The organism is Vibrio tapetis subsp. quintayensis (assembly GCF_030409945.1).
GTDB classification, from domain to species: Bacteria; Pseudomonadota; Gammaproteobacteria; order Enterobacterales; family Vibrionaceae; genus Vibrio; species Vibrio quintayensis.
Genome location: NZ_JAUFQV010000043.1, coordinates 22,475 through 47,701 on the forward strand (window position 1 = coordinate 22,475; position 25,227 = coordinate 47,701).

Consider the following 25,227-nt stretch of genomic DNA (forward strand, 5'->3'; position numbering starts at 1 on the left):
GGCATTAAATTTAATATCGTTGGTTTGATTTATTGTTTAAATATATTTACCCAATTTAAAAGGTGCGTAGACGCATCTAAATAAAAAATGAAGGCATTATTATGGAAAACTTCAAGCATCTACCTGAACCATTTCGCATTCGTGTTGTTGAGCCAGTAAAACGTACCACTCGTGAGTACCGCGAAGAAGCGATCGTAAAATCAGGTATGAACCCATTCCTACTCGATAGTGATGACGTGTTTATTGACCTACTAACAGACAGTGGCACAGGTTCTATTACTCAACGCATGCAAGCTGCGATGTTGATGGGTGATGAAGCATACAGTGGCAGCCGCAGTTACTACGCACTTTCCAATGCAGTAAAAGACATTTTTGGTTACGAGCTGACGATTCCAACTCACCAAGGTCGTGGTGCAGAGCAAATCTACATTCCGGTTCTTATTCAAAAACGTGAAACGGAAAAAGGCTTAGACCGCACTAAGATGGTGGCGTTGTCTAACTACTTCTTTGATACCACACAAGGTCATACACAAGTTAACTGCTGTGTTGCTAAAAACGTGTACACGGAAGAAGCATTTGATACGTCAATCAACGCAGACTTTAAAGGTAACTTTGACTTACCTAAGTTAGAAGAAGCCATTCTTGAAGCGGGTGCAGCGAACGTACCATATATTGTCAGTACAATTACGTGTAACTCAGCTGGTGGCCAGCCAGTTTCTATCGCTAACTTGAAAGCGGTATACGAAATGGCACAGAAATACGATATTCCAGTGATCATGGATTCGGCTCGTTATGCAGAAAATGCATACTTCATTCAGCAACGTGAAGAAGGCTACCAAGATTGGACGATTGAAGAAATCACTCGTGAGTCTTACAAGTACGCAGATGGCTTAGCAATGTCTGCTAAAAAAGATGCGATGGTTCAAATGGGCGGCTTACTTTGTTTCAAAGATGAGTCATTCATGGACGTATACACTGAATGTCGTACATTATGTGTGGTTCAAGAGGGCTTCCCTACTTACGGTGGTCTAGAAGGCGGCGCAATGGAGCGTTTGGCTGTTGGCCTGTATGATGGCATGCGTCAAGACTGGTTAGAGTACCGTATTGGTCAAGTTCAATACCTAGTAAACGGCCTTGAGGCGATGGGCATTGTATGTCAGCAAGCTGGTGGTCATGCTGCTTTTGTTGATGCAGGTAAATTACTTCCTCATATTCCTGCAGGTCAATTCCCTGCTCATGCATTGGCATGTGAATTGTATAAAGTCGCGGGTATTCGTGCGGTAGAAATTGGTTCTCTATTATTAGGCCGAGATCCAGCAACGGGCGAGCAACACGCGTGCCCTGCGGAGCTGCTGCGTTTAACCATACCGCGAGCAACCTATACGCAAACTCATATGGACTTCATCATTGAAGCATTTGAGAAAGTGAAAGAGAACGCCTCGAACGTGAAAGGGTTAGACTTCACTTACGAGCCGAAAGTACTGCGTCACTTTACTGCTCGACTAAAAGAAGTAGAAGCAGTGAAGGTTGAAAAAAAAGAACTCGCTGAAGCATAACAAGATAAAGCGCATTCATTATTGAATGCGCTTTTTTTTCCTAGGCACTCAAGTAATACGTAAACCCTAAGACATTATTATTTCCAGTTATCCATTGTTAAACGTTGGAATTGGTTACGGGATAAGTGTGTCTGAATAATACTAATAAATATAAAAAACCTGTTTAGGAAACCAGATTAAATAACGTGAATTTAAGGGAATATCAATATGAATAAGAGTCCGTCATTAATAGGTGGTTCTTGTATTATAGCCAGTGTCTGTGTGGGTGCAGGCATGTTAGGGTTACCAAGTGCAGGAGCCGGAGCATGGACAACGTGGTCGATACTGGCCATTTCTCTAACTATGGTTGTGATGACCATATCCGGTTGGATGCTGTTAGAAGCATTCAAACATTATGAACTCAAGGTATCTTTTAATACCGTCACAAAGGATCTACTCGGCGATAAAATTAACGCCTTTAATAATATAACGGTTTACTTTGTAGGTGGTATATTACTGTACGCCTATATTACGTCTTCAGGTTTAATTCTTGAAGGACTACTTAATATTGATAGCAAAATTGCTTCTGTTGGTTTTGTTGTTATTTTTTCTGCCTTTGTATGGCATTCAACACGAGCTGTCGATCGAATTTCAGTTATTCTCATCGCTTTTATGATTCTAAGCTTCGTGTTTGGTGTGTCTGGCCTTGCGATTAAAGTGGATACGTCAATTTTGTTTGACACCATCAGCAAGCAGTCAAGCTACGCCCCATACGCATTGGCGATGTTGCCGGTGGCGCTAACATCTTTTGGCTACCATCACTCGGTTTCTTCTATGCGAGCGTATTACGGCGAAGAGCAGAAAGCCAAGAAAGCGATTCTCGGCGGTACGGTTATCGCATTGAGTTTATATTTCTTGTGGCTATTTAGTATCTACGGAAACCTGCCTCGCAGTGAGTTTGGCCCTGTGATTGAACAAGGTGGTAATGTTGATGCTCTATTAGCAGCCCTAGCAAGTGTGATTGAATCTGAAAAAGTAGCGAATGCGATTAATACGTTCTCTATGGCAGCGATTCTTTCTTCCTTTATTGGTGTTGGTTTGGGCGTGTTTGACTTCCTAGCAGACTTGTTCAGGTTCGAAGATTGTAGGAAAGGTCGTGCGAAAACGTGGATGGTCACATTCATTCCGCCACTGATTTTGTCGTTACTGTTTCCGTTTGGCTTCGTGATTGCGATTGGTTATGCAGGCGCGGCGGCAACGGTGTGGGCTTGTATTATCCCAGCGTTACTTGCCCGTAAGTCTCGTCAGCTAAAAGCAGGTAATGAAGGTTTCGTTGCTCCCGGTGGCGCGCCGATGATCGCCGTGGTTGTTGGATTTGGTGTGCTTACGGCTGTATTCCACTTTATGGCCATGATGGGAGCGTTGCCTGCGTTTACGGGATAGGTTTGGCTATTGAACTAACCGCACGTTAAAACAGTAATAAACAATAATATAGGTAAACACGGCTGATGCTGTGTTTACCTTTTTTGTCTTCGTTTTCTGTGCAGAGGTTACTGACTGTCTTTGTCGCAGTTATTTTTGGTCTTGCGAGTAAATCATGGACAGCGTTTTTAAGGTCGCTAAAGACTTAGCTGAAGACAGCTCAGCATTACGATCATTTGGTACGTACTGTTCGGTGAACAGGCAATTTGCACTTTCCGCATAAACCGGCTTCATGTCGTGGCCGACAATCTGGCTGTCTTTGTAATCAAGGTAACGAGTTTCTAAGATATAACCTTGAGCTTCACCACCGAGCATGCACATAGCAGGGCTTTTAACGTGTTCAACCCCGTCTGTCATGCTGTCATAGCTGTAGGTACGACGGTTACGCGTGAGGTCGGCAAGTAACTCTTGAGGAGCATCTACCGTTTTCCCGTTTACGACAAGTCTGAATGTGTCGTCGATACTGCTGGTATTTGGGTCGATTTGATTTGAATACAGCTCAGTTGTCGCGACGATTTGGTCACCGACCTGAGTTTTTAGGCTTAATATGACCACTTCTGAAGAGGTATCGGCCATAACTTGAGTAGAAAGCAGTGCTAGAGTGGCGGTAATCAGCGTTTTTCTCATGGAATTATCTCTCAAGTAGTGTGCTATTAGGGTTATGAGCTCTTTATGTGCATAACGTTACTTGAGCGAATCAAAACCTGCAATGGGTTTGACATAAGATTGACATCAGTGGGGAAATATTGACCCAATTCGTCTCTGGTACCATCCATTTTCAGAAAATGAATCGAAATAAAACAAAGTAAAGTCTGAAACAAAAGGGCTATAACTTCTGATTATTGTACTTAACAATGACTCTATTGCATTTGAAATAGATCTAATTAGAAGAAGTATTCTTATCCAATGCGCGTTTAAGTACACTGTGTCTTGATGTCTATCAATCCTATTTTAGATGTTGCTCATGTAAATAGATTGCAAAGCATGGGTTACCAACTGTTTGAGTGTTTGCTTTCTGGCACAATATATTTGAAGTCAGGCCACATTTCACTGTGTTAATCATGCATTCTATGTATATATTTATAGGGTCGAATTCTAATTATTAATAGGAAGTCCTTTTGACAGGCGGTAAAAAGTTAGGACGTATGAATAGGAAGTTTATTGGATTCGCGTTGTGTATCTGCTTAGGGTGGTCATCTGCGGTGTTAGCAGAGCACGAGGCAGTGGATACCTTAGATTTGGAATCCCTAATGGACTCGGATATTCAATTAACTTCGGTTATGAGGAGGTTGCAATCTGCGCGTGAAACAGCTGCCTCTACATACATTCTATCGGGTAAAGAAATTCTGAGTTCAGGGGTGACTTCGATACCGCAGGCTTTAACGCTCGTTCCAGGGCTTCAAGTCAGAAAAATCGATAACAATCTGTGGGCTATTACCAGCCGTTCTTCCGCCAGTCGCTATGCGAGTAAGTTGTTGGTATTAGTCGATGGACAAAGTATCTACGATCCTATTCAAGCTGGTGTAAAGTGGGAAAACATTAATCTCCCACTAATGGATGTCGATAAGATCGAAGTCATTCGTGGCCAAGGGAGCTTGCTTTGGGGAAGCAATGCAACCAACGGTGTGATTAATATTATCACTAAGCACAGTGAGGATACTCGTCAACTAACGGTTCAAGCGACCAAAGGAAACGAGCTGAATTACGATCTGACTGCGCGCTATGGCAGTGATATTGGTGGACTCGGGTCTTTTAATCTTCATGCAATGAGTAAAGATGTTCAGGCGTCGGATCGTAGTCATCAAGATCTTGTGGCGAATGATACTGGGCGCGTAGATAGCGTTGGTGGCCGATTAGATCTCAATATTAATGACCACCTTTTTACTTTGTTTAAAGCCCATTATCAACACATGACTTATGGCAGTAATGTCGCTCTTCCAAATCTAACGACCAACAAAAATGAATTTGCTAAAGCTGAAGACGATAAAGATGCTTATAGCTTTATGTCAAGAACCGATCATATTATCAGCGAAACTGCGAGCCAAATGGTTCAGATTGCTTATACCTATGATAAGCATGACAGTCGACATTACAAAGAAAATAAGAAAACGTTTGATTTTGATTATCAAATGAATGCTATTTATGGTGATGTTCAGTTTGATTGGGGGGCCAATTACCGTTACATCGACTTAGAGGTTGAAAATACCGATTACTTGTCCCTTCTGTCTGATCTGGATGCGATGGAACAATTTGGTGCGTTTGCGCAATTTCAGATGGACCTTGTCCCTGATTCTTTGAAGTTGGTCATCGGTAACAAATCCGAGCACAATGATTTTACAGGTTGGGAACACCAACCCAGTGCCAAGTTGATATGGCTTGTAGATAGTAAAAACACCCTGTGGGGATCGCTGTCTCGAGGGGTTCGGATCCCGTCCGTTATCGAGTATAACGCGTCATTTAAAGCAGGAGGATTGTCAGTAGCAAGTCTATTGTCATCAGTTAATCCAACGTTGGCGAATGCTTTGCCCTCAGACATAGCTGATTTTCGAATTGAAAGGTTGGTTGCGGGGAATGAAAATATTGAGGCTGAAAAATCCATCTCTAAAGAACTCGGCTATCGGTACTCAGAGAACCGTTGGAACGTCGACCTTTCCCTGTTTCATACTGAAACCAACAACGTGGTGGCGGTTGAGAGTAGCTTATCGCCTTATTCTGTCGAGCAACTCATTCAAGCGTATTTAACGGACATTACGTCACTGCCTGGGTATTTATCTTCATCGACTCTAACAACCATGTTCGTTTCTGGTGGAAAACTCACAACCTACGGTGGCGAACTGGTTATAGGTAGGCAGATCACACCGAGAATCAAAGGTGAATTTGGTTATAGCTACACGGATCAAAAGTACGACTTACCCTCTAAAGTGAATACAGCGATAGGCTTTAGCACTGTCCTAGAACAATATCTTTTGAAAATGTCGGCGTCAGTGAACGAGTCGCATACATTATTTAGTATGTTGAGGTATGAAAAAAGCGCAGCTTACCGAACAGAAGATTATTATGCGCTTGACCTAAGTTGGCGTTGGCAGGTGTCACCTTTGGTGGTATTTGGCCTGACAGGAAACAACTTAGTTCATGGTGAAATGTTGGAGTTTAAAAATGTCAATGAATTTTATGTACAACCGACGTATGTGGAACCATCAGTGATGGCGAACGTATTGGTAAACTTTTAACTTGCTGATGAGGGGAAGCAACAGACTCTTCGCCTGCATATCGCTCATATTCTCTTTGACTATGAGTAGCTGTGCGTGCGCGATGGAAAGGGAATATGCACTAAAAGCAGGCTTTTTATATAATTTCGCACGCTATAGTGACGGCGATTGGTTTGACCCTAGTGTTAATGACGCATATACCCTATGTAGCCCTGATGCAGAATTTGTACGAGTGGCTAAGCAAACATTACAAGGGCAATTAGTTAAATCTCGCCCGGTCAGCGTAATTCAAGTCGACAGCCCTTCAATCCAATGCAATTCGTTGTTTTTGACTCATGCTCAGGGCCATCAATTCGTCAATGACGTTTCGTTTAAACATACCATGTTGGTGGGGCAGGAAGACGGTTTTGCGGCTAAAGGAGGACATATTAACTTTTTCATCGCAGGTGGAAAGATTCGTTTTGAGGTCAGCCCCGATAATTTAGCGAAAGCAGGCATTAAATTGAGTGCAAAAGTGCTTCGTATTGGACGAATTGTTGATGGGAGCAAATAGTCATGCTTAAGAAACGATTTGCCAGAAAGCCGATACGATCGAAATTGATTGTATTTTTAATGCTGTCTGCCGCGCTATCAACGGTGGTAACGTCAATCGTTTTTTCAGCCTATGAACTCAAGACCACCAAAAGCACTGAAATCAGTCGTATTGTTTCCATTGCCGATATTTTAGCACCAAGCCTTACCGCCGCATTGTTGTTTGACGACAGTGATACCGCGAAAGAACTGATTGCCCCGTTTAAAAAACAGGCTGGGATCATTGATGTTATCGTGTTGAATAAATATGGTGATGTCTTTTATTCATCAGAAAGACGTTTGTCTCTAACAAAGCCTCAAATTGGCAGTTTAAACCAAATTACAACACCGTTGAGTTTAGATGACACACTTCATGGTGAGCTGGTCGTTTTCAGCGATGATACCGTGGTTGCGAAGCATGTATCTTTCTACATAAAAACACTGGTATCCATGTTGTTGTTCTCGCTGTTTGTTAGTTTGATAGTGTCTTTGTACCTAAGCCGAATTTTTACTAATCCTATTTTGTCATTAGCCGATATTGCCAATCGAGTAACAAAAAGTAATGACTACACATTGAGAGCGAGAACAACAAATCAAGATGAACTAGGCGCTCTGACCGACTGTTTTAATTCAATGCTAGAGACCATTGATGAGCGTGAACAAGTGCTAGAATTTCAAGTACAAGAGCGAACTAATCAGCTAGAAATTGCTAATACTCAACTGAAGGTGGCAAATAATCAGCTTACAGAGCAGGCCTTTCACGATCCATTATCCAATTTACCTAACCGCCGTTACCTGCTAGAACGGATGGATGACTTAATTAAAGATCCCAGCGTACATGCGTTTTCTCTGATGTATCTAGATCTTGATGGGTTCAAAATCATCAATGACTCCCTAGGACATGATGCAGGCGATGAGTTAATTAAGTTAGCAACAATTCGTATACGAGATGCAATCCGTAGTGAAGATACGTTAGCCCGTCTTGGTGGTGATGAATTCACCGTATTACTCAATGAAGAATGCAGTCGAGAAGTGTTGAGCCAGATAGCAGATAACATTCGATTCCAATTGACTAAGCCGTTTTTCATTAAAGATGAGCAAGTACGGGTGACGGCCAGTATAGGCATTAGTTGCTACCCTGAAGCGGGGAATGCCGCTGATGACGTGGTAAAAAAAGCCGATATTGCTATGTATGTTGCCAAGGATGAGGGGCGGAATACGTTCCGCTTCTTTGAACCGCCGATGCTGCAAAAAGTCCAAAATAAAAAGAGAATGTTGGATGATTTACGTAAAGGGCTTGAAAAAGGTGAATTTGAGGTCTATTACCAACCAATAATGAATTTAGCCACAGGGAATATGGACAAAGTCGAATCCTTAATTCGTTGGAATCACCCGGGGCTAGGGCAAGTATTACCAGTGGACTTCATTACATTGGCCGAAGAAACGGGCTTAATTAATGAGATCGGAATCTGGGTGAGCGAGACCGCAATTGCGTCTATTAAGCGACTACGCCGCCAGTATGATTCAAACTTGAAAGTAGCTATTAACGTCTCCCCCCATCAATTTAAAAGAGAGAGCGAATGGCTGGTGTGTTTTCATGATTCAATGAAAAAATACGATGTAGACGAAAGAGCCGTCACCTTGGAAATTACAGAGCACCTCTTAATGAGCAGTGATGACTATACGCTCAATTTATTAAAAGAGCTTAAAGATATTGGCATCGAAATAGCGATTGACGACTTTGGCGTTGGTTATTCATCTTTGTCCTACTTACAGCAAATGAAAACCGATGTACTGAAGATTGATCGAAGTTTTGTCCAGTCAATGCAATACGACGCAGCCAGCCAAACTTTATGCCAAACCATCATTATCATGGCGAGAAACTTGGGGATGAAAGTCGTTGCGGAGGGGATTGAAACAAAAGAGCAATTGGAACTACTGACCAGTTATGGGTGCCACTATGGACAAGGTTTCTATTTGGCTTCACCAATGAATTATCAAGACTTAGAACGAGTACTACAAAGGAAATTGACGGTAGAATAAGCTTGCTCAGCCATTCTAATCTCGTAGTTTGGATATCTGCAATATCCAAGGCTCGGTGTAATCGCACCGAGCCTTGCTATGAGGGATTACACTTCGTCTCCGGCCTCATCTTCTACCACGATGTCCGTTTCTAAGCTCGCCTCACTTAACCACTGTTGTATCGCTGCGCTGTTGAGCACTTTTTGTTGATACTGGCGTGCTTTATCTGACAACGGAATTTGATAGGTCTCGATGCGCAGCGCCAAAGGAGCGTACATCGCATCAGCGATAGACCACTCGCCAAATAACCAACCATCTGGATGAAGCGTCATTTGCTCTGACCACATGGCGTCGATTCTCGCCAGCTCTAGGTTTGCGCCTTGGCTTAAGGTAACACGACGTTTGCCTCGGCAGTTCATTGGTAATTCATTGCGGATGGCAAAAAATCCGGAATGCATTTCACAGGCTAGCGCTCTTGCTTTCGCTCGTTGTGATGCCTCGGCAGGCCATGCAGCGCCCGAAAGCATGGTTTCATTGACGTATTCCAGTATGGCTAATGAATCCCAGACGACGACCTCATTATCCACCAGTGCTGGCACTTTAGCCGCAGGGGTGATCTTCTGCAGCGAGTGATAAAAATCGTCGGTGAACAATTTGAGTTTCGTGACGTCTACTTTCACGTTGAATTGCGAAAAAATAAGCCATGCGCGCAGTGACCAGCTCGAATAATTTTGATTTCCAATATAAAGCTGCATACGAATCTCCCTAGGTATGTTGTGGCTAAAATGTCCTGCCTGGTTGAATTCTAGATTAAGGGATTGTTATTTTTTGCACTAACGGATAGTTTTAATATGACTCATTAATAAAAACGATGGATTGAAAGCGAAGAATGGATATTGATGCGCTACGTAGCTTTTTAGCATTTGTAGAAACCGGCAGCTTTACACGAGCCGCTAAACAAATAAGCCGAACCCAATCCGCTTTTAGTGCTCAAATGCGAAAGCTTGAAGACGAAACCGGATCGACGTTGTTTGAAAAGGATGGCCGTAATTTAGCGCTCAGCGAGGCCGGCCTGCGCTTAAGTACTCATGCTCAGGATCTGGTGCTATTGCATGATGATGCACTATCGAAAATGAAGCGGCATCAAGACAAACGGGCACTGAAGCTAGGTTGCCCTGAAGACTATAATGAAACCATTCTGCCAACGCTTGTTGCCGCACTGCAAGCATCAGAGCCAACATGTTCCATTCAAATATTCAGTGAGCCAAGCTGCCATCTAAGGCATAAATTAGATGTAGGAGAACTGGATGCGGCCATTTTAACGCGCTCTCCCGATAGCGAAGAGGGTTATTGGCTTGTTGCTGACCAAGGTGTATGGATTGCCGCTTCAGACTTTCGTTATGATGAGCAGCAGCCCTTGCCTTTAGTTTTGTTTCAAGCCGATTGTAAATACCACGCCGCAGCGATTGATGGCTTGAATAAACGCGCGACCCCATACCAATTATTAGCATGCTGCAATACCGCTTCAGCTCAACGCTCTCTGGTTCGTAAACGCCTAGGAGTTGGTGCTATGGGGCGATTAAGCGTAAGCGCGGATCTCACCATTATCGAAGACATGCCAGCATTGCCGGCTGTGGATATCGTTTTGGCGGTATCTTCAAAAGGGCACCCACTATTGAGTCAGCCCTTTTTACAGCAACTCGAAGGCATGTTTCACTAACCTTGAGTTACCATGCACCACCAAATTGGATATAAGTTGTGGTTTCTTCCGGGCCTACAGCCACATCTAAACCCGACGTAAGCCCAAGTTGACGTGCAATAAGGTATCGAAACCCGGCACCTTTGACGTTGTGATAGGTCGCATTCGATAGGCTTTGGTTGTTATTAAATGCAGTGCCTGTGCCCGCAAAACCGAGTACAGTCCAGCGATCATCAATATCGTAACTTAACTCAGCCTCAACCAGAGCCGTGTTGTCACCTTGATAACGCATCATGGCAATGCCGCGCATATCAATTGATGGTGAAGCATAAAACGGGTAAGGGGATTCACCTCTTATTGATTTAGCATCGCCTCGTAAACCCAGTCCCCACTTTTCTGATAAACGTTTATAGTGTGTGGCATGAGCGTGCCAAATTTGATAGTAACTTTGTGCGCCAAATGCTTTAGCATGAGTGGTTGCAGCTATGCCAGCCTTAGTGCCACTGGTTGGTGAAAACTGGTTATTTCTGTCGTCGTAAGTCAGTTTAATGCCTAAGCCGCCATCTTTCACAGCAACAGGGCCTGTTTGCCCAAGCTCTGGGATGAACTCAGAAAAATCAAATTTAGTATCGGAGTTGGTATAGGTGTAGTTAGCGCCAACGAAGAAATTGGATTGACCAATACGCAGCTCGATGTCTTGAAAGAAATGCACGGCTTTGGCGTTAAATTTAACGGCGTTATCGTTTTCATAAAACTTCATGTTGATGTCTGCGCCAAATAAGCCGCCTAGGTAACGAATGTTGTCGTTGTTCCAATTACCTGAATGAAAGCCACCGTACAGTTTTGTGCCATTGTCTGTCGCAATACCCACTAGCCCTGACACGCTCGTTGGAATATCAGCTACATGTTCACCTGATAAACGCCTTTCTTTTCGTTCGTCAGATTCATGGAAAAAGAGCAATGCTGCCCCACCGCCCACACCGATAGCTGGGTCGCTGATCATAACCGGAATAGGCAAAAAACCAGCGGCGTTATCCAATATGTATTGGCTCGCATCCAGTCTTCCATCGATAGGGTCGGTAAATTGCTCCATAAGACTCGCATTACCCGTCAAAGGCAATCCTAATAGTGCAAGCAGCAAGCTTTTCCCTAGCAGTGGCTGTTTATCGGTTTGAAAGGACATTTTATGTTCTCAGTGCATAATCGAAACACAAATATACTGCGTGGAGTAAATACTCTCCAATCAGTTCCTATTCGCTTTTCTAATAGGACCTGACTATCAACGATTCGGATAGCTTCTGTATTGTGGCAAACCCACATAATCAGGATATGCCCAAATGATACGCTTACTTACGACTCGGATACTCACCATAGCGCTTGTTCTCACTGGCGGTTTACTTTCCAAGGCGGTGCTTGCGGGTGACGTTCATCATCAAGCATTTTCACTAACGGAAAGGGCTCAGGCACAGTTAGAGGACTTTGATGATAATGAGCGTTGGAACTCGGTAAAAAATACGGTCGGATCGGCCAAAGCGATTTTGATCATGCCTGACGGCGGCCAACTTGGTTACCTGTTGGGGACTCAGTGGGGCAAAGGGATCATTATGGCTCGAAAAAACCAAACCTGGAGCGCGCCCCTGTTTGTCGACATGCGAAGTTATATGCTCGGATTAGTGATTGGTGGACAAAAAGTAAGCGGCATTGGTATTTTATTGGATGACCATTATCTCGACATGTTAACCAGTGAATCGATGAAAATCAGTGCTACTGGAGACCTAACGTTAGGCCGGGGGGTGAGTGGAAAAGTGGTGGCAGGAACCAGCGGTATCTCAACTTTGATGGTTTCGCAAAATACCGGGGCGTATTTTGGAGGAAGCGTTGACACATTTAAAATCAAGCCAGATACGTTACTTAACCAAGCTATTTACGGCGATCAATTCACACCGCGAATGATTTTAGAAAAATTTGAAGAGCAGCCATTATTACCTGTTCAGCAAATTCAAACCAAACTAAGCCAAATTGCCTACGATTCCGTTTTTTCTGAGTGATTTAGATCACGAATTTAGTATGTCTTTTTCCTAAGCTTTGGTCAATGGCAGCTATATAAAGCAATGACTTAGAGGGAAGTATTGAGGTACATCAAAAAAATCACACAGTGGATGTCTAACCTATTCGATTTTTAAATGGTAAGTAATTCAAAGTATATATAAAAGCTGAATATGATGGCGGGGAATCGTTAAACAATTCCCTCGGAGGGGACTTATCATGCGTACATCAGCCAAATTACTTATTGCAACGATGCCTTTCACGCTTCTCGCGTGTAATAGCCAAACTCAACATGAACCAGATATCGCTCAAGCACTGCCACAAGTCAGTGTTTTAACTCTTGCGATGCAACAGGCTCCTCAAACTGAACAGTTTGTTGGGAAAACCCAAGCCACTGAAAAAGTCGATATTGTTCCCAAGGTTTCCGGTTACCTTGTATCTCGAAACTTTGTTGAAGGTGACGTAGTCGAAAAAGGGGCGCTGTTGTATCAAATCGATCCTGTTCCATTCCAAATAGAAGTCGATAGACGAACCGCCACGCTTGCACAAATGGACGCTCAATTTCAAATTGCCGACAAAAAGTTGGTCAAAGCTAAGCAGTTGGTGAAGAACAATGCGCTCACAGAAATAGAGCTTGATCAAATTGAAGCGGAAAGACGTGAGTTAGAAGCTCAAGTTCATGCGGCTTTGGCGGATCTTAATCGTGCAAAACTGGATCTTTCGTATACTCAAATCACCGCACCGTTTGAAGGTATTGTTGGGGCAAGTAACGTAAGCCCTGGTAGCCTTGTTGGGCCAAGTAATCCTGCAATGACGCGTTTGGTCAGTAACCAAAATATGTACGTGAACATCCAGCTGGATGAAAAGCAGTATCTAAATGATCTTCAGGACAAAGCCCAAAGAAATCTAGATATCGTTGCTCCTGAGATTAGCTTGAAGCTTTCTAATGGCGTTGATTACAAGCAGCCTGGAGAGATTAATTTCATAGATAATCGAGTAGACAGTTCAAACGGTACCATCACTTTTCGAGTTATCTTTCCTAACCCTGATTCACTGTTAGTTCCGGGGCAATTCGTCACATTAGTAACAACCGACTCTCAAAGCGACCTTAAAATTGTTATCCCACAAAGTGCTGTTCAAGAAGATCAGCGCGGCCGCTATGTGTTGACTGTTAATGAGGAAAGCCTCATTGAATCTAAGTACATCCAACTGGGTGAAAGGCTTGATCAAAACTGGATAGTTGAATCTGGTTTGGATGCGGGAGAGCAGTTGATTGTGAAAGGACTTCAGCAGGCTCGTCCAGGTCTTGAAGCTAACGTAATCAGTAAGGGGTAATTGTCATGGTTGAATTTTTCATAAATCGGCCCAAATTTGCGATCGTACTTTCGATTGTAATGACATTAGCAGGGCTATTAACACTGGCAAAAATGCCCGTTTCGCAGTTTCCCAACGTAGTACCTCCTTCGATTGAAGTGTTTGCTGTGTACCCAGGTGCTGACCACAACACGATCAGAGACACTGTTGCTACAACTATCGAGCAAGAGATCAATGGTGTAGAAGGCATGATCTACTTAGACTCAAAGTCTAATAACGATAACAGCTATACAGCTTATGTCACTTTTGAAATTGGCTCCGATCCAGATAAAGCACAAGTGTTAGTGCAAAACCGTGTTAACAAAGCGATGGCGAAATTGCCCGCTGAAGTGAAACAACAAGGTGTAACGGTTGAGAAAGTATCGAACTCAATGTTGATGACGGTTAGCCCGTATTCCCCTAATGGTACTTACGACAACCTGTTCATTTCTAATTATGCGTCTCTTAACTTGGTTGATGCACTGCTCCGTGTTAATGGCGTGGGTAAAGTTCAAGTTATTGGTGAGCAAAAATACTCAATGCGAGTATGGCTAAACCCTGAAAAGATGGCAGCAAAAAATCTGACGGCGACGGATGTTTCAGCCGCGATCAGTGCCCAAAACACCACCGTTGCGGCGGGTAAATTGGGTGAACGCCCGGGAGCTGGCGAACAAGTATTTCAATACACCATTCAAACAAAAGGGCGTTTAAAAGAAGCTCAAGAATTTGAAAATATTGTTTTACGAGCAGAAAATGACGGCAGTTTCATTTACCTAAAAGACGTGGCGAAAGTTGAACTAGGTTCAGAACAGTACGCGGCTATGTCAACTTTTGCAGGCCATGAAAGCCCAGTTCTTGCCATCTATCAGGCGCCAGGTGCGAATGCTGTAGATGTAGCTGAAGGTGTACGAGCGCAAATGGAAAGGTTGTCGGATCGCTTCCCTGAAGACATGACTTATGAGGTTTCGTATGATTCGACGACTTTCATTAAGCTATCAATGGCAGAAGTGTTCGAAACGTTATACATCGCTGTTGCGTTAGTAATTTGTGTGACTTTCTTATTTTTACAAAACTGGCGTGCGACGCTGATTCCATCTATTGCTATTCCTGTTTCTTTGATTGGTACGTTTGTCATCATGGCGATGATGGACATCGACATTAACACCATCTCAATGTTTGGTTTGATTCTCGCGATTGGTGTTGTGGTTGATGCCGCGATTGTTGTCATAGAAAACGTAGAACGTTTGATGGAAGAAGAGCACTTGGACGCTCCTGAGGCGACATCGAAAGCAATGAAAGAGGTGACAGGCCCGCTTATTGCCTCTGCTTTGGTATTGCTCGCCGTATTTGGTCCTGTGTCTGTTGCGCCGGGTATGGTTGGTCAAATGTACCAGCAGTTCGGTGTGACGATTTCAGTATCGACGATCATTTCAACGATTGTTGCTTTAACACTGACCCCTGCACTTTGTGCTGTACTGATGCAACATGAAGAAAAGAAAACTCGTGGTCCGTTGGCTGCATTTAACCGCTTTGTTGAATCGGTAACCCGCGGTTATGTTAGTTCTGTTGGCTTCTTAGCTAAACGTTTAATGCTTGCTAGCGTGCTATTCGCATTGCTTATTGGTGGCATCGTCGTTCTAGGTAAAACAACACCACAGGATTTCATTCCTGCCGACGACCAAGGTTCGTTTATGGTTGATGTGAGCTTACCTGAAGCCTCTGCGATGGATCGTACTGATCCAATGATCGACGATATGGTTAAAGCGGTATCCGACTTAGACGGCGTTAAACATGTTGTGGCAGCTAAGGGTTACAGCTTACTGAAAGGGGCATCGAGCTCTAACTCAGGCATGTTAATTGTGGTGCTTGATCATTGGGATGAACGTAAAACACCAGAAACAAGTGAATTCGCTTTGGTGGCTCAGGTTCAGAATATGATTGATACCAATCCGGATATTGCGGGAATGGCATTTTCGTTGCCATCTATTCCTGGATTAGGTAACGCTGGTGGTTTAACTCTTCAAGTGGAAGACCTAAATGGCCGCACCGTGGAAGAAATGGCACCTGCATTAAATAATTACCTGAATGAGTTGAATGAATCGGAAGAGATCGCCATGGCATTCTCGACCTACAGTGCAAATGTACCTCAGCTTTATCTCGATATTGATCGTGAAAAAGCAATGGCGATGGGTGTCGATTTAGCGGAAGTCAATACGACACTGGCTGCCATGATGGGCAGCATGTACGTGAATGATTTCACTCGATACGGCAAAAACTACCAGGTTAACCTGCTGGCAGAGCAAGAGTTCCGTGATTCGGAGAAAGATCTGACTCGTGTATATGTTCGTACTAACGACGGGCATATGGTGAAAATGTCGAGCTTTGCAGAGTATCAGCCGCTAGTAGGAGCTGACTCAACCGCTCGATACAACCTATATAGCACGGCGCAAGTGATCGCAATTCCAGCAGAAGGGTTTAGCTCAGGCCAAGCCATTGCGAAAATGGAATCTCTTGCTAAAACGGCACTGCCAGCTGGCTATGACGTTGAATGGACAGGCATGACATATCAAGAGCTTAAAGCGGGCAACTCTGCGCCTTATTTGTTTGCCTTGGCATTGTTGTTCACTTATTTGTTCTTAGTGGCTCAGTACGAAAGCTGGTTAATTCCTCTTGCTATCGTTCTATGTGTACCAACGGGTATCTTTGGTGCATTGGGTTTTGTTGCGGCAATGGGTGGCACGATTAACTTGTATACGCAAGTCGCGTTGATTCTACTGATAGGTATGGCAAGTCGAAATGCGATATTGATTGTGGAATTTGCGAAAGTGCTCCGTGAGCAACAACAGTTATCAATTATTGAGTCAGCCAAACAAGCAATTGCATTACGTATTCGAGCAGTGTTGATGACGGCGTTCTCGTTCATTCTTGGTGTTGTGCCATTGGTACTTGCATCCGGTGCGGGTGCTGCCAGCCTAAATGCATTAGGCATGGCGAGCTTCGGTGGTATGTTAGCTGCAACGATTATCGGGTGTTTGTTTGTTCCTATCTTCTTTGTTGGGTTGCAAAAACTGCGTGAACTTCGCACTAAGAAAGAGAAGACGCCAGCGCTTACTTAATAGAGAACATTAGAGTTCTAGCCTTTCCCCGGTTTGTTATGGCTGATGTACTGGGGAGAGGCTTTTTTTATTTGGGTATTAGGCATGGGGTTTAAGTAAAAAGACAAAAGGCAAAAGCGTAAGGTAAGGTGTTGAAGAATGGGTGATAAAGGGGAGGTAACTGAGCGAAAAGGGGAAGAGAAGAGCAGCCATTTCAAAAAATGAAATCAAAGTGAGTATTTGTACATCAATAGCTGCTCAAGTGTTGCGAATGTTGATCTTTTTTTATTCAGAACTTATAGAACTACTCGTTTCCCTCCGAACCCGTGAACAATAGTGCTTCTGCAGCAATTGTTCCGGTTGATAGTGTTAGCCCAGCAAACAGGAGTACACCAGCGTATTTACTCGCGATGATGGCCATACCTAACGCATTGATTGCTTTGTCCATAATATTTACCTTTTAGTGGGTGATTTAATCCAATAAAGGTATTGTAGTGAATGGCATTAAGGCGATTTGAGAGGCAAAACACTATTAACGAAAAAGCTGAATATAAGATTCCATAAATAGTGGGTTTGACAGTAATTTACAAATTATAACATTATTTTTCTTGTGGTTACTTATCCGTGCGCGGTGACTGATTGGCACCATGAATGTACCGCAAAAGAGGCGACCAACGTTGACTCAAAGGCTTTAATCGATTCTCGTATTCCGCCTTCCGCCTTCCGCCTTCCGCCTTCCGCCTATTGCACCTCAACATCAAAAACAGTCTTTCCTTGCAAAATCGTCATCAAAATTTCAGTGCTTGCGATATCATCCACATTTAGCGTAGAGATATCTTTTTCGAGAACCACAAAATCTGCAGACTTGCCTACTTCAATACTGCCTGTGTGCTGCTCTAACCCCAAACTGCGAGCAGCGTTGATGGTGTAAGCGTTAATGGCAGTTGCAATATTCGGCAAGCCGGTTTTTCCCATTTTTAAACTATTGGCGATACCCACCAAAGGGTTAATATCGTGAACATTCCAATCACTACTAAGTGTCACGTTAGCGCCAGTATAAAAAATGGCACGTAAATTCATAAGCGATCGAGTTCGAAGCGCGCCAAGAAAAACTTCGGCCCATTGATGATCATGGTAGGCGACATAATCTGACCCGACTTGAAAATCTGCCGTGACATCGAGCTTGGCAAAGCGAGGAATATCTTTTGAGTTAACCAGTTCCACATGAGTTAAGGTGTAAGGTCGAGTTGCGCCCTTGGCTCGAACGTATTCAACAGCGTTGAGTGATTCGCGAATGGCACCATCGCCAATGGCATGTACATGAGCACCGTATCCAATGTCATTCAGGGCTTCTAACCACACTTTCATTTGTTGGGGCGGAATATAGTTAATACCATTGGGTTCATCCGGAATGTAAGTGTCCAAATAGGGCGCGAGCGTTTTTGCTGTGCCATTAATGAAAATACCATCACTGTACATTTTCACTTGATCGATAACCAGTAAGTTTGACTTGTTATCGGACTGAATTGTTTCCAAATACTCTAGCTGTGAGTCCATGCCATCGGTAGGGTAGATCCACGGTCTCAAAGAAACTCGAGCGGTTAAATCGCCACTCTTTTCAGCCGCTTTCCAAACGTCCAGCCAGCCGCGTTTCCAATAGAGCCTGCCGTCACCGATAGTAGTAATGCCGTGAGCTGCGGCTGTTTCCAATCCTGCCATCAAGCCATCGTAGCTTTGGTTAAATTGATTTTTGAGGCTGTTCCATGCTTTTTCCATGACGATGTCGCCAGCATTGTCTAACAATATACCGTTTAATTCTTGCGTGAATTCGTCTTTGAGGATCTTGCCACCTTGTGGTTCAGGTGTGTTGTGGTTAATGCCTGCCAAATTGAGTGCGGCCGTGTTTACCCACATTGAATGCGACGTTTGCTCCATTATCACGACCGGGGTTTCTGGAAATATCTTATCTAGAACTTGAAGCGGAGTTTGGAGGTTTTCTTGCCCAAGTATGGCGTCGATGGAAAAGCCATACCCCATTAGCCATTGACCCGCCTTTGCTTCTGCTTTACAGGCTTTGAGGTAGGGGATTTGTTCATTGAGAGAGGCGTCTGTATTAAGTTCGCAATTTCCGCCAGCTTCCGACGCTGCTTCAAATACGTGATTATGATTATCAATAAAACCCGGCATGACAAAAGCATTTTCAATATCGATAGTTTTTGTGTTTCTGCCAAAATAAGGTTGGATGATCTTTTTTGAACCGATGGCTAAGATTTTACCTTGCTTGATGGCGATAGCGTTGGCGTTGTTATGTTGGTAAATATTGGCGTTGGTGATAACGACATCAGCGTGAGTTTGAGCGAACCCTAAGCTTGAATACGTTAGCCCTATAGTGAGCGCTACCTTTGATGCTATCGAAGACAAAAGAGAATGAGAATACAAAAATGTCATGGGTGCTTCGTCCTTATAATGTTCTTGATAACAGTATAGATGGAACCCGCGATATAAACGTGTCTGTGATTGCGTAATCATGGTAGGAGCAGTGCCTTGAAATGAGGAACTGCTCCTTTCTACAAGATTATCTTTTTTGCAGCTTTACATGATGTACGGGCGAATACTTATCAAAGAACACCATTTTACGATAGGTTTTGTAACCTTTTGATTTGACGAGTACATCGTACTTTCCTTTGGTAAGAAGGATATTATCGCTGTACTTAGGACCAATATTCATGATCTTAACAACGGCATCAGACGGGTAAGTTTGGATCCTAATTGGGATCTTTCGACCTTTTGAAAATATTGGTTGTGCGGTTTCCTTTATGGCAAGCGCATTTTTAGGAATGGTAAGTTTTCGATAGTTCACCAGTTTTCCATCTTGATAAAAAACTAAAAACTTCGCGCTTCTAGGGACAACAACGCTATTGAGTTGTGGGAAGACATAAATCGCTTTTCCTCCCTGAGACACGCCAACTTTATAACTGCCTTGTTGTGAAAAAAAGACTCTCACAGGGTCTTGAGGTTTTTGATTACTGAACTCGTTTTCTTTCATGTTGTCGCCAAGGGAGTCTAGCCAATTGAGAGATTCCCCTGTTACTGCGCCTAACGCTTCTTCTTGCACAACATCCAGTACTTTGGCTTTTAGATCGGAACCAGACGCGGCGGATGCGAACATCAGGCTACCAAGTATGATAAAAATGACTTGCTTCATTTTTAGTCCCCTAATGTATTTGAAATGATTTCGACGGCAACGTCGCCAAATAACTCACCAATTAAGTCGGCGATAATGTCTTGACCAACACCAAGATCAACTAACTGCGCGACTGCTATGTTGACATGGCGTTCGACCAATTCAGGGTAGCGCTCATAGAGCGTCTCAATCGCTAAATCTATTGAACGACTGGTCAGTTCATCTTTACAAACCGAGTTTAAACTCTTTGTGATGTCTAGATAGGCTTTTTGCAGTATGGATTCGGTTTGCTCTGGGTACACAATTGAGGACTTACTCCGATTTGAAGACGGCATCGCGCCAAAGTTTTGGAGGATTAACGATTGCCCAATAGCAGCACGTGAGATGGAGTTTAAGCGGCTCAGTACTTTGGCCTTTTCTTTTCGATCCGGGAAGCTAACTCCGGTTTCGTCGCCTTTTTCATCCACTAGCGCTTGAAATACATCAAGTAACGAGCACTGCTGGAGAGACATAAAGCTCTCTTCTAGGGTTCGGCCACCATTGACCAATTGAATATGGCAATAGTAATGGTGAGAGTGCAGATGCAACTGGCTGTCGTCAGTATGACGCGTTAGCCTCATAAAGCAGTAGGATAAGCTATCTCCAGAAGGTCTCGCGCGATAAATGTCGAATCTAAGGGTTAATCCAGCTTCGGTTGAGAACTGGATTAGGTGCTTGGGCGAGAATTTTCTCAGTGTATTGAGAATGTTTTGTTCAAAGTTGCTTTTTATGGCTCTGGACACTTTTTCAGTATTACGATCATCGTAAAAACCAGAGAAATTGTCTCGGTCTTGGCTTGCGCGCCTTTTCTCAAAATTTTCTTCCAAATAATTTAATTTATTATTTTGGATGCGCTCGATGAGCGTGTCGGGTAATCGTCTGCTGAGCTCCGAAGACTGAATGGTGTCCTTAACGTTGACCTCGATGGCAAATGTATCCTGTCCAAGCAATCTTTGCTCTGCGACCCAAAGTGGGAAGGTTCGAGTGTTCTGAGAGTCAAAATAGTCTTGTTTCGCGATGCGATTATTACAGATGGACTTCATAAGCCCATAGAAACCAGCAGCATAGTCCTTTTTGACGGCGGCAAGACGGTTTTTACATAAAGCCAAGGTTTTACGTTTATAAAACACTCGGAACATACTGCGTTTTTGCGTTTCTTCTATCCAAGTTTCAAGCTGACCAATGTCGTTGGATGCAAGGATCTCTTGCGGGGTGACTTTATTGGCTGCTTTTCGAACCGTTTTCTTCTTAAATAGTCGCCTTTGTATTAAATACCAAGCCAATAGTGCAATCAAAAATGCATATTGTTTAAAGAACGGTTCAGCTTGGTAACCATACTGTTTCTTCGCTTTTTTAACCAGGTCCTCTGGCATCTTGGTAACGACATTGTTGCCTTGATGTGAGGTAACCAATACAGGCTGTGCTAAGGAAACAAACGGAAGCACACGATTTAGGTTCCATCCTAAATAGTATTTTTCTTTGTTTACGTTCACCGTCGTGTTGAGGTCAACCTGATATTTCGCCGGGCCAAATGAAGCGGCGAGAATGTAGATTAGAGGGATGACAACGAAGTTTAGGCCAATTTTCTTTACGGTGTTTTTGTTGTTTTTGATGCCGGTGAAGAGTAGAACTGCTGAAAAGAGAATTGCGATTATAAGGAGCTTTATCATGATGTACTTATTTGCCGGTTTAGATGACTAACGATGAATACTGCTGTGTTTTGTGAATCCAATAAAATACGAAATGGCTTATTAGTGGATGTATGATTTCGTGATTTTTATAAATGCTATCATATATATAGCAGCGTATCAGTGGCGTGATCTAATAAGTGAGATCTAATCGTACAGTTGCATGGCTAAAAGGTGCACTTGATATGCATTTAGTTTTTCATTTGTGGTGGTGAAAACGCACTAGGGGCAAACAAATTAGGGGGGAGGTAGATGCTAGGCAATAGACACCACCCGTAACGGAATGATACGGGTAGCCGCATAAATAAGAAGTGAACGTTGTTAAGTTTGTTTAAATATCTGTCCATCAACAATGACGGCTTGAGTGTGATAATGCTCATCTAAGATGGTCACCGAGGCGATAAACCCTTCTTTTAAGTAGCCAAGTGAACTGCCACTTCGTAACGCATGCGCAGGATAAGTTGAGGCCATTTTAAAGGCTTCTTCTTCATCAATTCCCCACTCAATCACATTAGCAACAGACTGATCCATGCCAATATGTGCGCCAGCTAGGCTGCCATTCGAATTGGTTAATTTGTTATCAACCACTTTGATGATTTCGTTATTGAGGACGAAGCTATTGTCTTCGCTGCCGACCGAACCCATTGCATCAGAGACAATCAGCAATTTGCCTTTTGGTTTTGCTCGGTGAGCAAGCTTGATGCTAGTTGGCGCTACATGGATGCCGTCGGTAATGATGGAACACCATGCGTGATCCGTCATCAGCGCCGTTCCAACAACGCCCGGTTCTCTGCCGGTAAGTGGCGACATGGCGTTGTATAAATGCGTGAAGCCATCAATATGCGATAGTGTTTCATCGCATAGCTGCTGTTCTGTTGCATTACTATGGCCGCAAGACACGAATACTCCTTGGCGAGATAACCAGTGAATGGCTTCTGAATTTACCGCTTCTGGTGCCAAGGTAACAAGCGTCTTCCCTTGAGTTAACCAAGGTAATTGTTGAAGAGAGTCGACCGATGGGTCGTAAAAATGCGCGGTATCATGAGCGCCTTTTTTCTCGGGGCTTAGCCAAGGCCCTTCAAGGTGGACACCTAATACGCCCTTAATTTTGTTTTCTAAAGCGGAGTGACTAGCCTGTAGGGCTTGTTTTATCTTTTCTTGGTTGTCGCTGATCAAGGTAGGCAATAAATACGCTGTACCATGCTTTCTATGGGCTTTACAGATGGTTTCAATGCCGTTGACATCAGTTTGTTGGTTGAACATGACACCGCCGCCACCGTTTACTTGCAGGTCGATAAACCCTGGAGTAAGCGTCGATGAAGGGTAGCGTATAACTTCGGCTTGCGCAGGAATGCGATTCTCGGGCACGATCGAGACGATGTGGTTTTCCTGCCAAAGTAATGCGGATTCGTAGTGCATCTTTTCACCATCAAAAATACGCAGCGCTGAGATTGCTTTGAGTGTCATGAATGATCCTTTCGCTCTTCATTGAAGAGCTATTTTATTAAATTACGTTGTATGTAACGAGCCACAGAGCGTTTAAATTGAGTGCTCAAAAAGAGCGGCAGCCCCTAAAAGGCAGGCATCGTGATTGCCTTTCGCTGGGACTAATTTGACTTGAAATGGAGTTGGGCGCATTTCAATATGCTGACTTACTCGCTCCAAATAGCCAGACGCAAGACCCACACCACCGCCGATCACAATCACATCTAAGTCTAGGCTGGCTTTTAAGTTACAGCATAACGTGGCGATAGCTTGGGCGCTTTGCTGAATAATGTACTCGGCAGAGGGGTTAAGGCGAGCTTGCTCAAAAAGCTCGACGTTAGAAATAGTTTTACTGATGGTTTGTTTAGCGTATTTGTTGATGGCTGTCCCTGAGGCAATAGCCTCGACACATCCTTTTTGACCGCAGCCACAAACTGGCCCGTTGGGATCAATGACTACATGCCCGATATGTCCGGCAAAGTTGTTTTCCCCGCGATGCAGTTTTCCATTAACAATCAAGCCGCCACCAACACCGGTTGATACCGTCAGATACGCCATGTTTTGTTCTTGCTCAGTTAAGTGCAAGTATTCGTACCATGCAGCGGCTTGAGCATCATTCAACATAGCAACAGACTTACCTGTTTGCGTTTGAATTTCAGTATGAAGTGGGAACGGAGCAGGGAAGGCCAATGTATCTGGATTAATGGCGCTGATCCCTTGTTCTGTGACCAAACCCGTAGTAGATATCCCAATTCGATCCACGTCGACTAACCAAGGTTGGCAGTGCTCCAATATATAAGTTGCGAATTGATTCGCGGAAGTAACATCAATGGTCGGAATTTGTATTCGCTCGCAGAGCTTGCCATTTGAGACAAGCCCCAATGCGATTTTTGTACCGCCAATATCAATGGCTAGGATGTTCATTATCGCGCCTCTACTGCTTGAGTTGCTTGATTAAACCAGTTTGTTACGACCTCTAGCCGTGTCAAGGCGGATCCAACGGTTACCGCCGTCGCACCACATTCAATGGCCTTCGCGGCAAGTTCTGGCGTGTTGTATCTGCCTTCCGCCATTGTAAAGAAACCAGCACTAGAAAACTGTTTGACTAGTTCAAAATCTGGCTCTGTTGGTTCACTTTCTCCAACATAACCTGACAAGGTTGATCCAATGATCTCCACGCCATGTTTATGGGCCCAAAGACCGTCTTCAAAACATGAACTGTCTGCCATCGCAAAGCAACCTGTTTCCTTAATTGCGGTGGCGATTGCATCGCGGCTTTCTGGTCGAATTCGGTCAGTTGCGTCAAACGCTATGATGGTTGCCCCAGCCTCTGCCAATGCAGTGACATCGCTGCAATAAGGCGTAATTCTTACCGGACTATTCTCTAAATCACGCTTCACAATACCAATAATTGGTATGCTGACATGCTCAGAAACCGCCTTAACATTGTTAACACTTTCAATGCGAAGTGCTTTCGCTCCAGCTTGTTCTGCGGCTTGGGCCATTGCGACAATAATCTCAGTTTTCGCAAGTGGGCTGCATTCAACTGGTTGAATAGAGACAATGGTTTGGCCGTGTAAAATGCCTTTTAAGTCATTGATACAAAGTGCTTTATTTCTCACGATGGGCCTCATTTTTATAAGTTTTTTCACGGTATTATTTGAATGCATCACAGCAATGAATGATCAACTGTGGTGCTATTTGAATCGAATATCTGTCCGTGATCACATTTTGTTAAATCTAGGTTTGAAAATAATCTTCACCGCAATGATAATCCATAACGAAGATTTTTTTCAAACAAAATAAAAATTTTTTTTGAA

Annotated in this window: 19 protein-coding genes; 9 read left to right on the forward strand and 10 right to left on the reverse strand. The window is 43.6% G+C overall.

Annotation, left to right across the window (positions count from 1 at the left end; all coding sequences use genetic code 11):
- Positions 1-101 precede the first annotated feature (101 nt).
- Positions 102-1,556: a tryptophanase gene (gene tnaA / locus QWZ04_RS21130; RefSeq protein WP_290330234.1), complete on the forward strand. Its 1,455-nt coding sequence runs from the start codon at positions 102-104 to the stop codon at positions 1,554-1,556.
- Positions 1,557-1,763: 207 nt separating this feature from the next.
- Positions 1,764-2,978: an aromatic amino acid transporter gene (locus tag QWZ04_RS21135; protein ID WP_290330235.1), complete on the forward strand. Its 1,215-nt coding sequence runs from the start codon at positions 1,764-1,766 to the stop codon at positions 2,976-2,978.
- A 129-nt stretch (positions 2,979-3,107) separates the two neighbouring features.
- On the opposite strand, the gene QWZ04_RS21140 is transcribed toward QWZ04_RS21135, so the two are convergent.
- A complete protein-coding gene (locus QWZ04_RS21140) occupies positions 3,108-3,644 on the reverse strand; it encodes a hypothetical protein (RefSeq protein WP_290330237.1) in 537 nt (178 codons plus the stop codon).
- 518 nt (positions 3,645-4,162) lie between these two features.
- Between QWZ04_RS21140 and QWZ04_RS21145 the strand changes: the two genes are divergently transcribed.
- The 3 genes from QWZ04_RS21145 to QWZ04_RS21155 all read left to right on the forward strand — a co-directional run bounded on the left by QWZ04_RS21145 (position 4,163) and on the right by QWZ04_RS21155 (position 8,839).
- Complete coding sequence (locus QWZ04_RS21145) at positions 4,163-6,247, forward strand: TonB-dependent receptor plug domain-containing protein (protein WP_290330238.1); 2,085 nt, start codon at positions 4,163-4,165, stop codon at positions 6,245-6,247.
- A gap of 82 nt (positions 6,248-6,329) precedes the next feature.
- The gene (locus QWZ04_RS21150) at positions 6,330-6,779 is read left to right on the forward strand and encodes a YfiR family protein (protein ID WP_290330239.1); all 450 of its coding nucleotides are present in this window, start codon (positions 6,330-6,332) and stop codon (positions 6,777-6,779) included.
- Between the two features lie 2 nt (positions 6,780-6,781).
- Complete coding sequence (locus tag QWZ04_RS21155; RefSeq protein WP_290330240.1) at positions 6,782-8,839, forward strand: EAL domain-containing protein; 2,058 nt, start codon at positions 6,782-6,784, stop codon at positions 8,837-8,839.
- Positions 8,840-8,925: 86 nt separating this feature from the next.
- Here the strand turns inward: QWZ04_RS21155 and QWZ04_RS21160 are convergent, their stop codons facing one another.
- The gene (locus QWZ04_RS21160) at positions 8,926-9,573 is read right to left on the reverse strand and encodes a glutathione S-transferase family protein (RefSeq protein WP_290330241.1); all 648 of its coding nucleotides are present in this window, start codon (positions 9,571-9,573) and stop codon (positions 8,926-8,928) included.
- A gap of 134 nt (positions 9,574-9,707) precedes the next feature.
- On the opposite strand from QWZ04_RS21160, the gene QWZ04_RS21165 reads away from it, so the two are divergent.
- Positions 9,708-10,538, forward strand: coding sequence for a LysR family transcriptional regulator (locus QWZ04_RS21165; protein WP_290330242.1), 831 nt, complete (start codon positions 9,708-9,710; stop codon positions 10,536-10,538).
- 7 nt (positions 10,539-10,545) lie between these two features.
- Here QWZ04_RS21165 and QWZ04_RS21170 read toward each other — a convergent pair whose 3' ends face one another.
- Positions 10,546-11,700, reverse strand: coding sequence for a BamA/TamA family outer membrane protein (locus tag QWZ04_RS21170; RefSeq protein ID WP_290330243.1), 1,155 nt, complete (start codon positions 11,698-11,700; stop codon positions 10,546-10,548).
- A gap of 154 nt (positions 11,701-11,854) precedes the next feature.
- Between QWZ04_RS21170 and QWZ04_RS21175 the strand changes: the two genes are divergently transcribed.
- From QWZ04_RS21175 to QWZ04_RS21185, 3 genes are all read left to right on the forward strand, one after another.
- A complete protein-coding gene (locus QWZ04_RS21175; protein WP_290330244.1) occupies positions 11,855-12,565 on the forward strand; it encodes a lipid-binding SYLF domain-containing protein in 711 nt (236 codons plus the stop codon).
- Between the two features lie 217 nt (positions 12,566-12,782).
- The gene (locus tag QWZ04_RS21180) at positions 12,783-13,898 is read left to right on the forward strand and encodes an efflux RND transporter periplasmic adaptor subunit (protein ID WP_290330245.1); all 1,116 of its coding nucleotides are present in this window, start codon (positions 12,783-12,785) and stop codon (positions 13,896-13,898) included.
- 5 nt (positions 13,899-13,903) lie between these two features.
- On the forward strand, positions 13,904-17,032 hold the full coding sequence (locus QWZ04_RS21185; RefSeq protein WP_290330246.1) for an efflux RND transporter permease subunit: 3,129 nt from the start codon (positions 13,904-13,906) through the stop codon (positions 17,030-17,032).
- A gap of 283 nt (positions 17,033-17,315) precedes the next feature.
- Here the strand turns inward: QWZ04_RS21185 and QWZ04_RS21190 are convergent, their stop codons facing one another.
- From QWZ04_RS21190 to QWZ04_RS21220, 7 genes are all read right to left on the reverse strand, one after another.
- On the reverse strand, positions 17,316-17,459 hold the full coding sequence (locus QWZ04_RS21190) for a hypothetical protein (protein ID WP_290330247.1): 144 nt from the start codon (positions 17,457-17,459) through the stop codon (positions 17,316-17,318).
- 293 nt (positions 17,460-17,752) lie between these two features.
- Complete coding sequence (locus QWZ04_RS21195; protein ID WP_290330248.1) at positions 17,753-19,459, reverse strand: amidohydrolase; 1,707 nt, start codon at positions 19,457-19,459, stop codon at positions 17,753-17,755.
- 127 nt (positions 19,460-19,586) lie between these two features.
- Positions 19,587-20,216 carry a PEGA domain-containing protein gene (locus tag QWZ04_RS21200; RefSeq protein ID WP_290330249.1) on the reverse strand — a complete coding sequence of 210 codons (630 nt, stop codon included), beginning with the start codon at positions 20,214-20,216 and terminating at the stop codon, positions 19,587-19,589.
- A 2-nt stretch (positions 20,217-20,218) separates the two neighbouring features.
- The gene (locus tag QWZ04_RS21205) at positions 20,219-21,904 is read right to left on the reverse strand and encodes a hypothetical protein (protein WP_290330251.1); all 1,686 of its coding nucleotides are present in this window, start codon (positions 21,902-21,904) and stop codon (positions 20,219-20,221) included.
- Positions 21,905-22,243: 339 nt separating this feature from the next.
- Entirely contained in the window at positions 22,244-23,389 is a 1,146-nt protein-coding gene (nagA, locus tag QWZ04_RS21210; RefSeq protein ID WP_290330253.1) for an N-acetylglucosamine-6-phosphate deacetylase, read from the reverse strand.
- 72 nt (positions 23,390-23,461) lie between these two features.
- The gene (locus QWZ04_RS21215; RefSeq protein ID WP_290330254.1) at positions 23,462-24,331 is read right to left on the reverse strand and encodes an N-acetylmannosamine kinase; all 870 of its coding nucleotides are present in this window, start codon (positions 24,329-24,331) and stop codon (positions 23,462-23,464) included.
- The gene (locus QWZ04_RS21220) at positions 24,331-25,041 is read right to left on the reverse strand and encodes a putative N-acetylmannosamine-6-phosphate 2-epimerase (RefSeq protein WP_290330579.1); all 711 of its coding nucleotides are present in this window, start codon (positions 25,039-25,041) and stop codon (positions 24,331-24,333) included. The genes QWZ04_RS21215 and QWZ04_RS21220 overlap by 1 nt, the downstream gene beginning before the upstream one ends.
- Between the last annotated feature and the right edge of the window lie 186 nt (positions 25,042-25,227).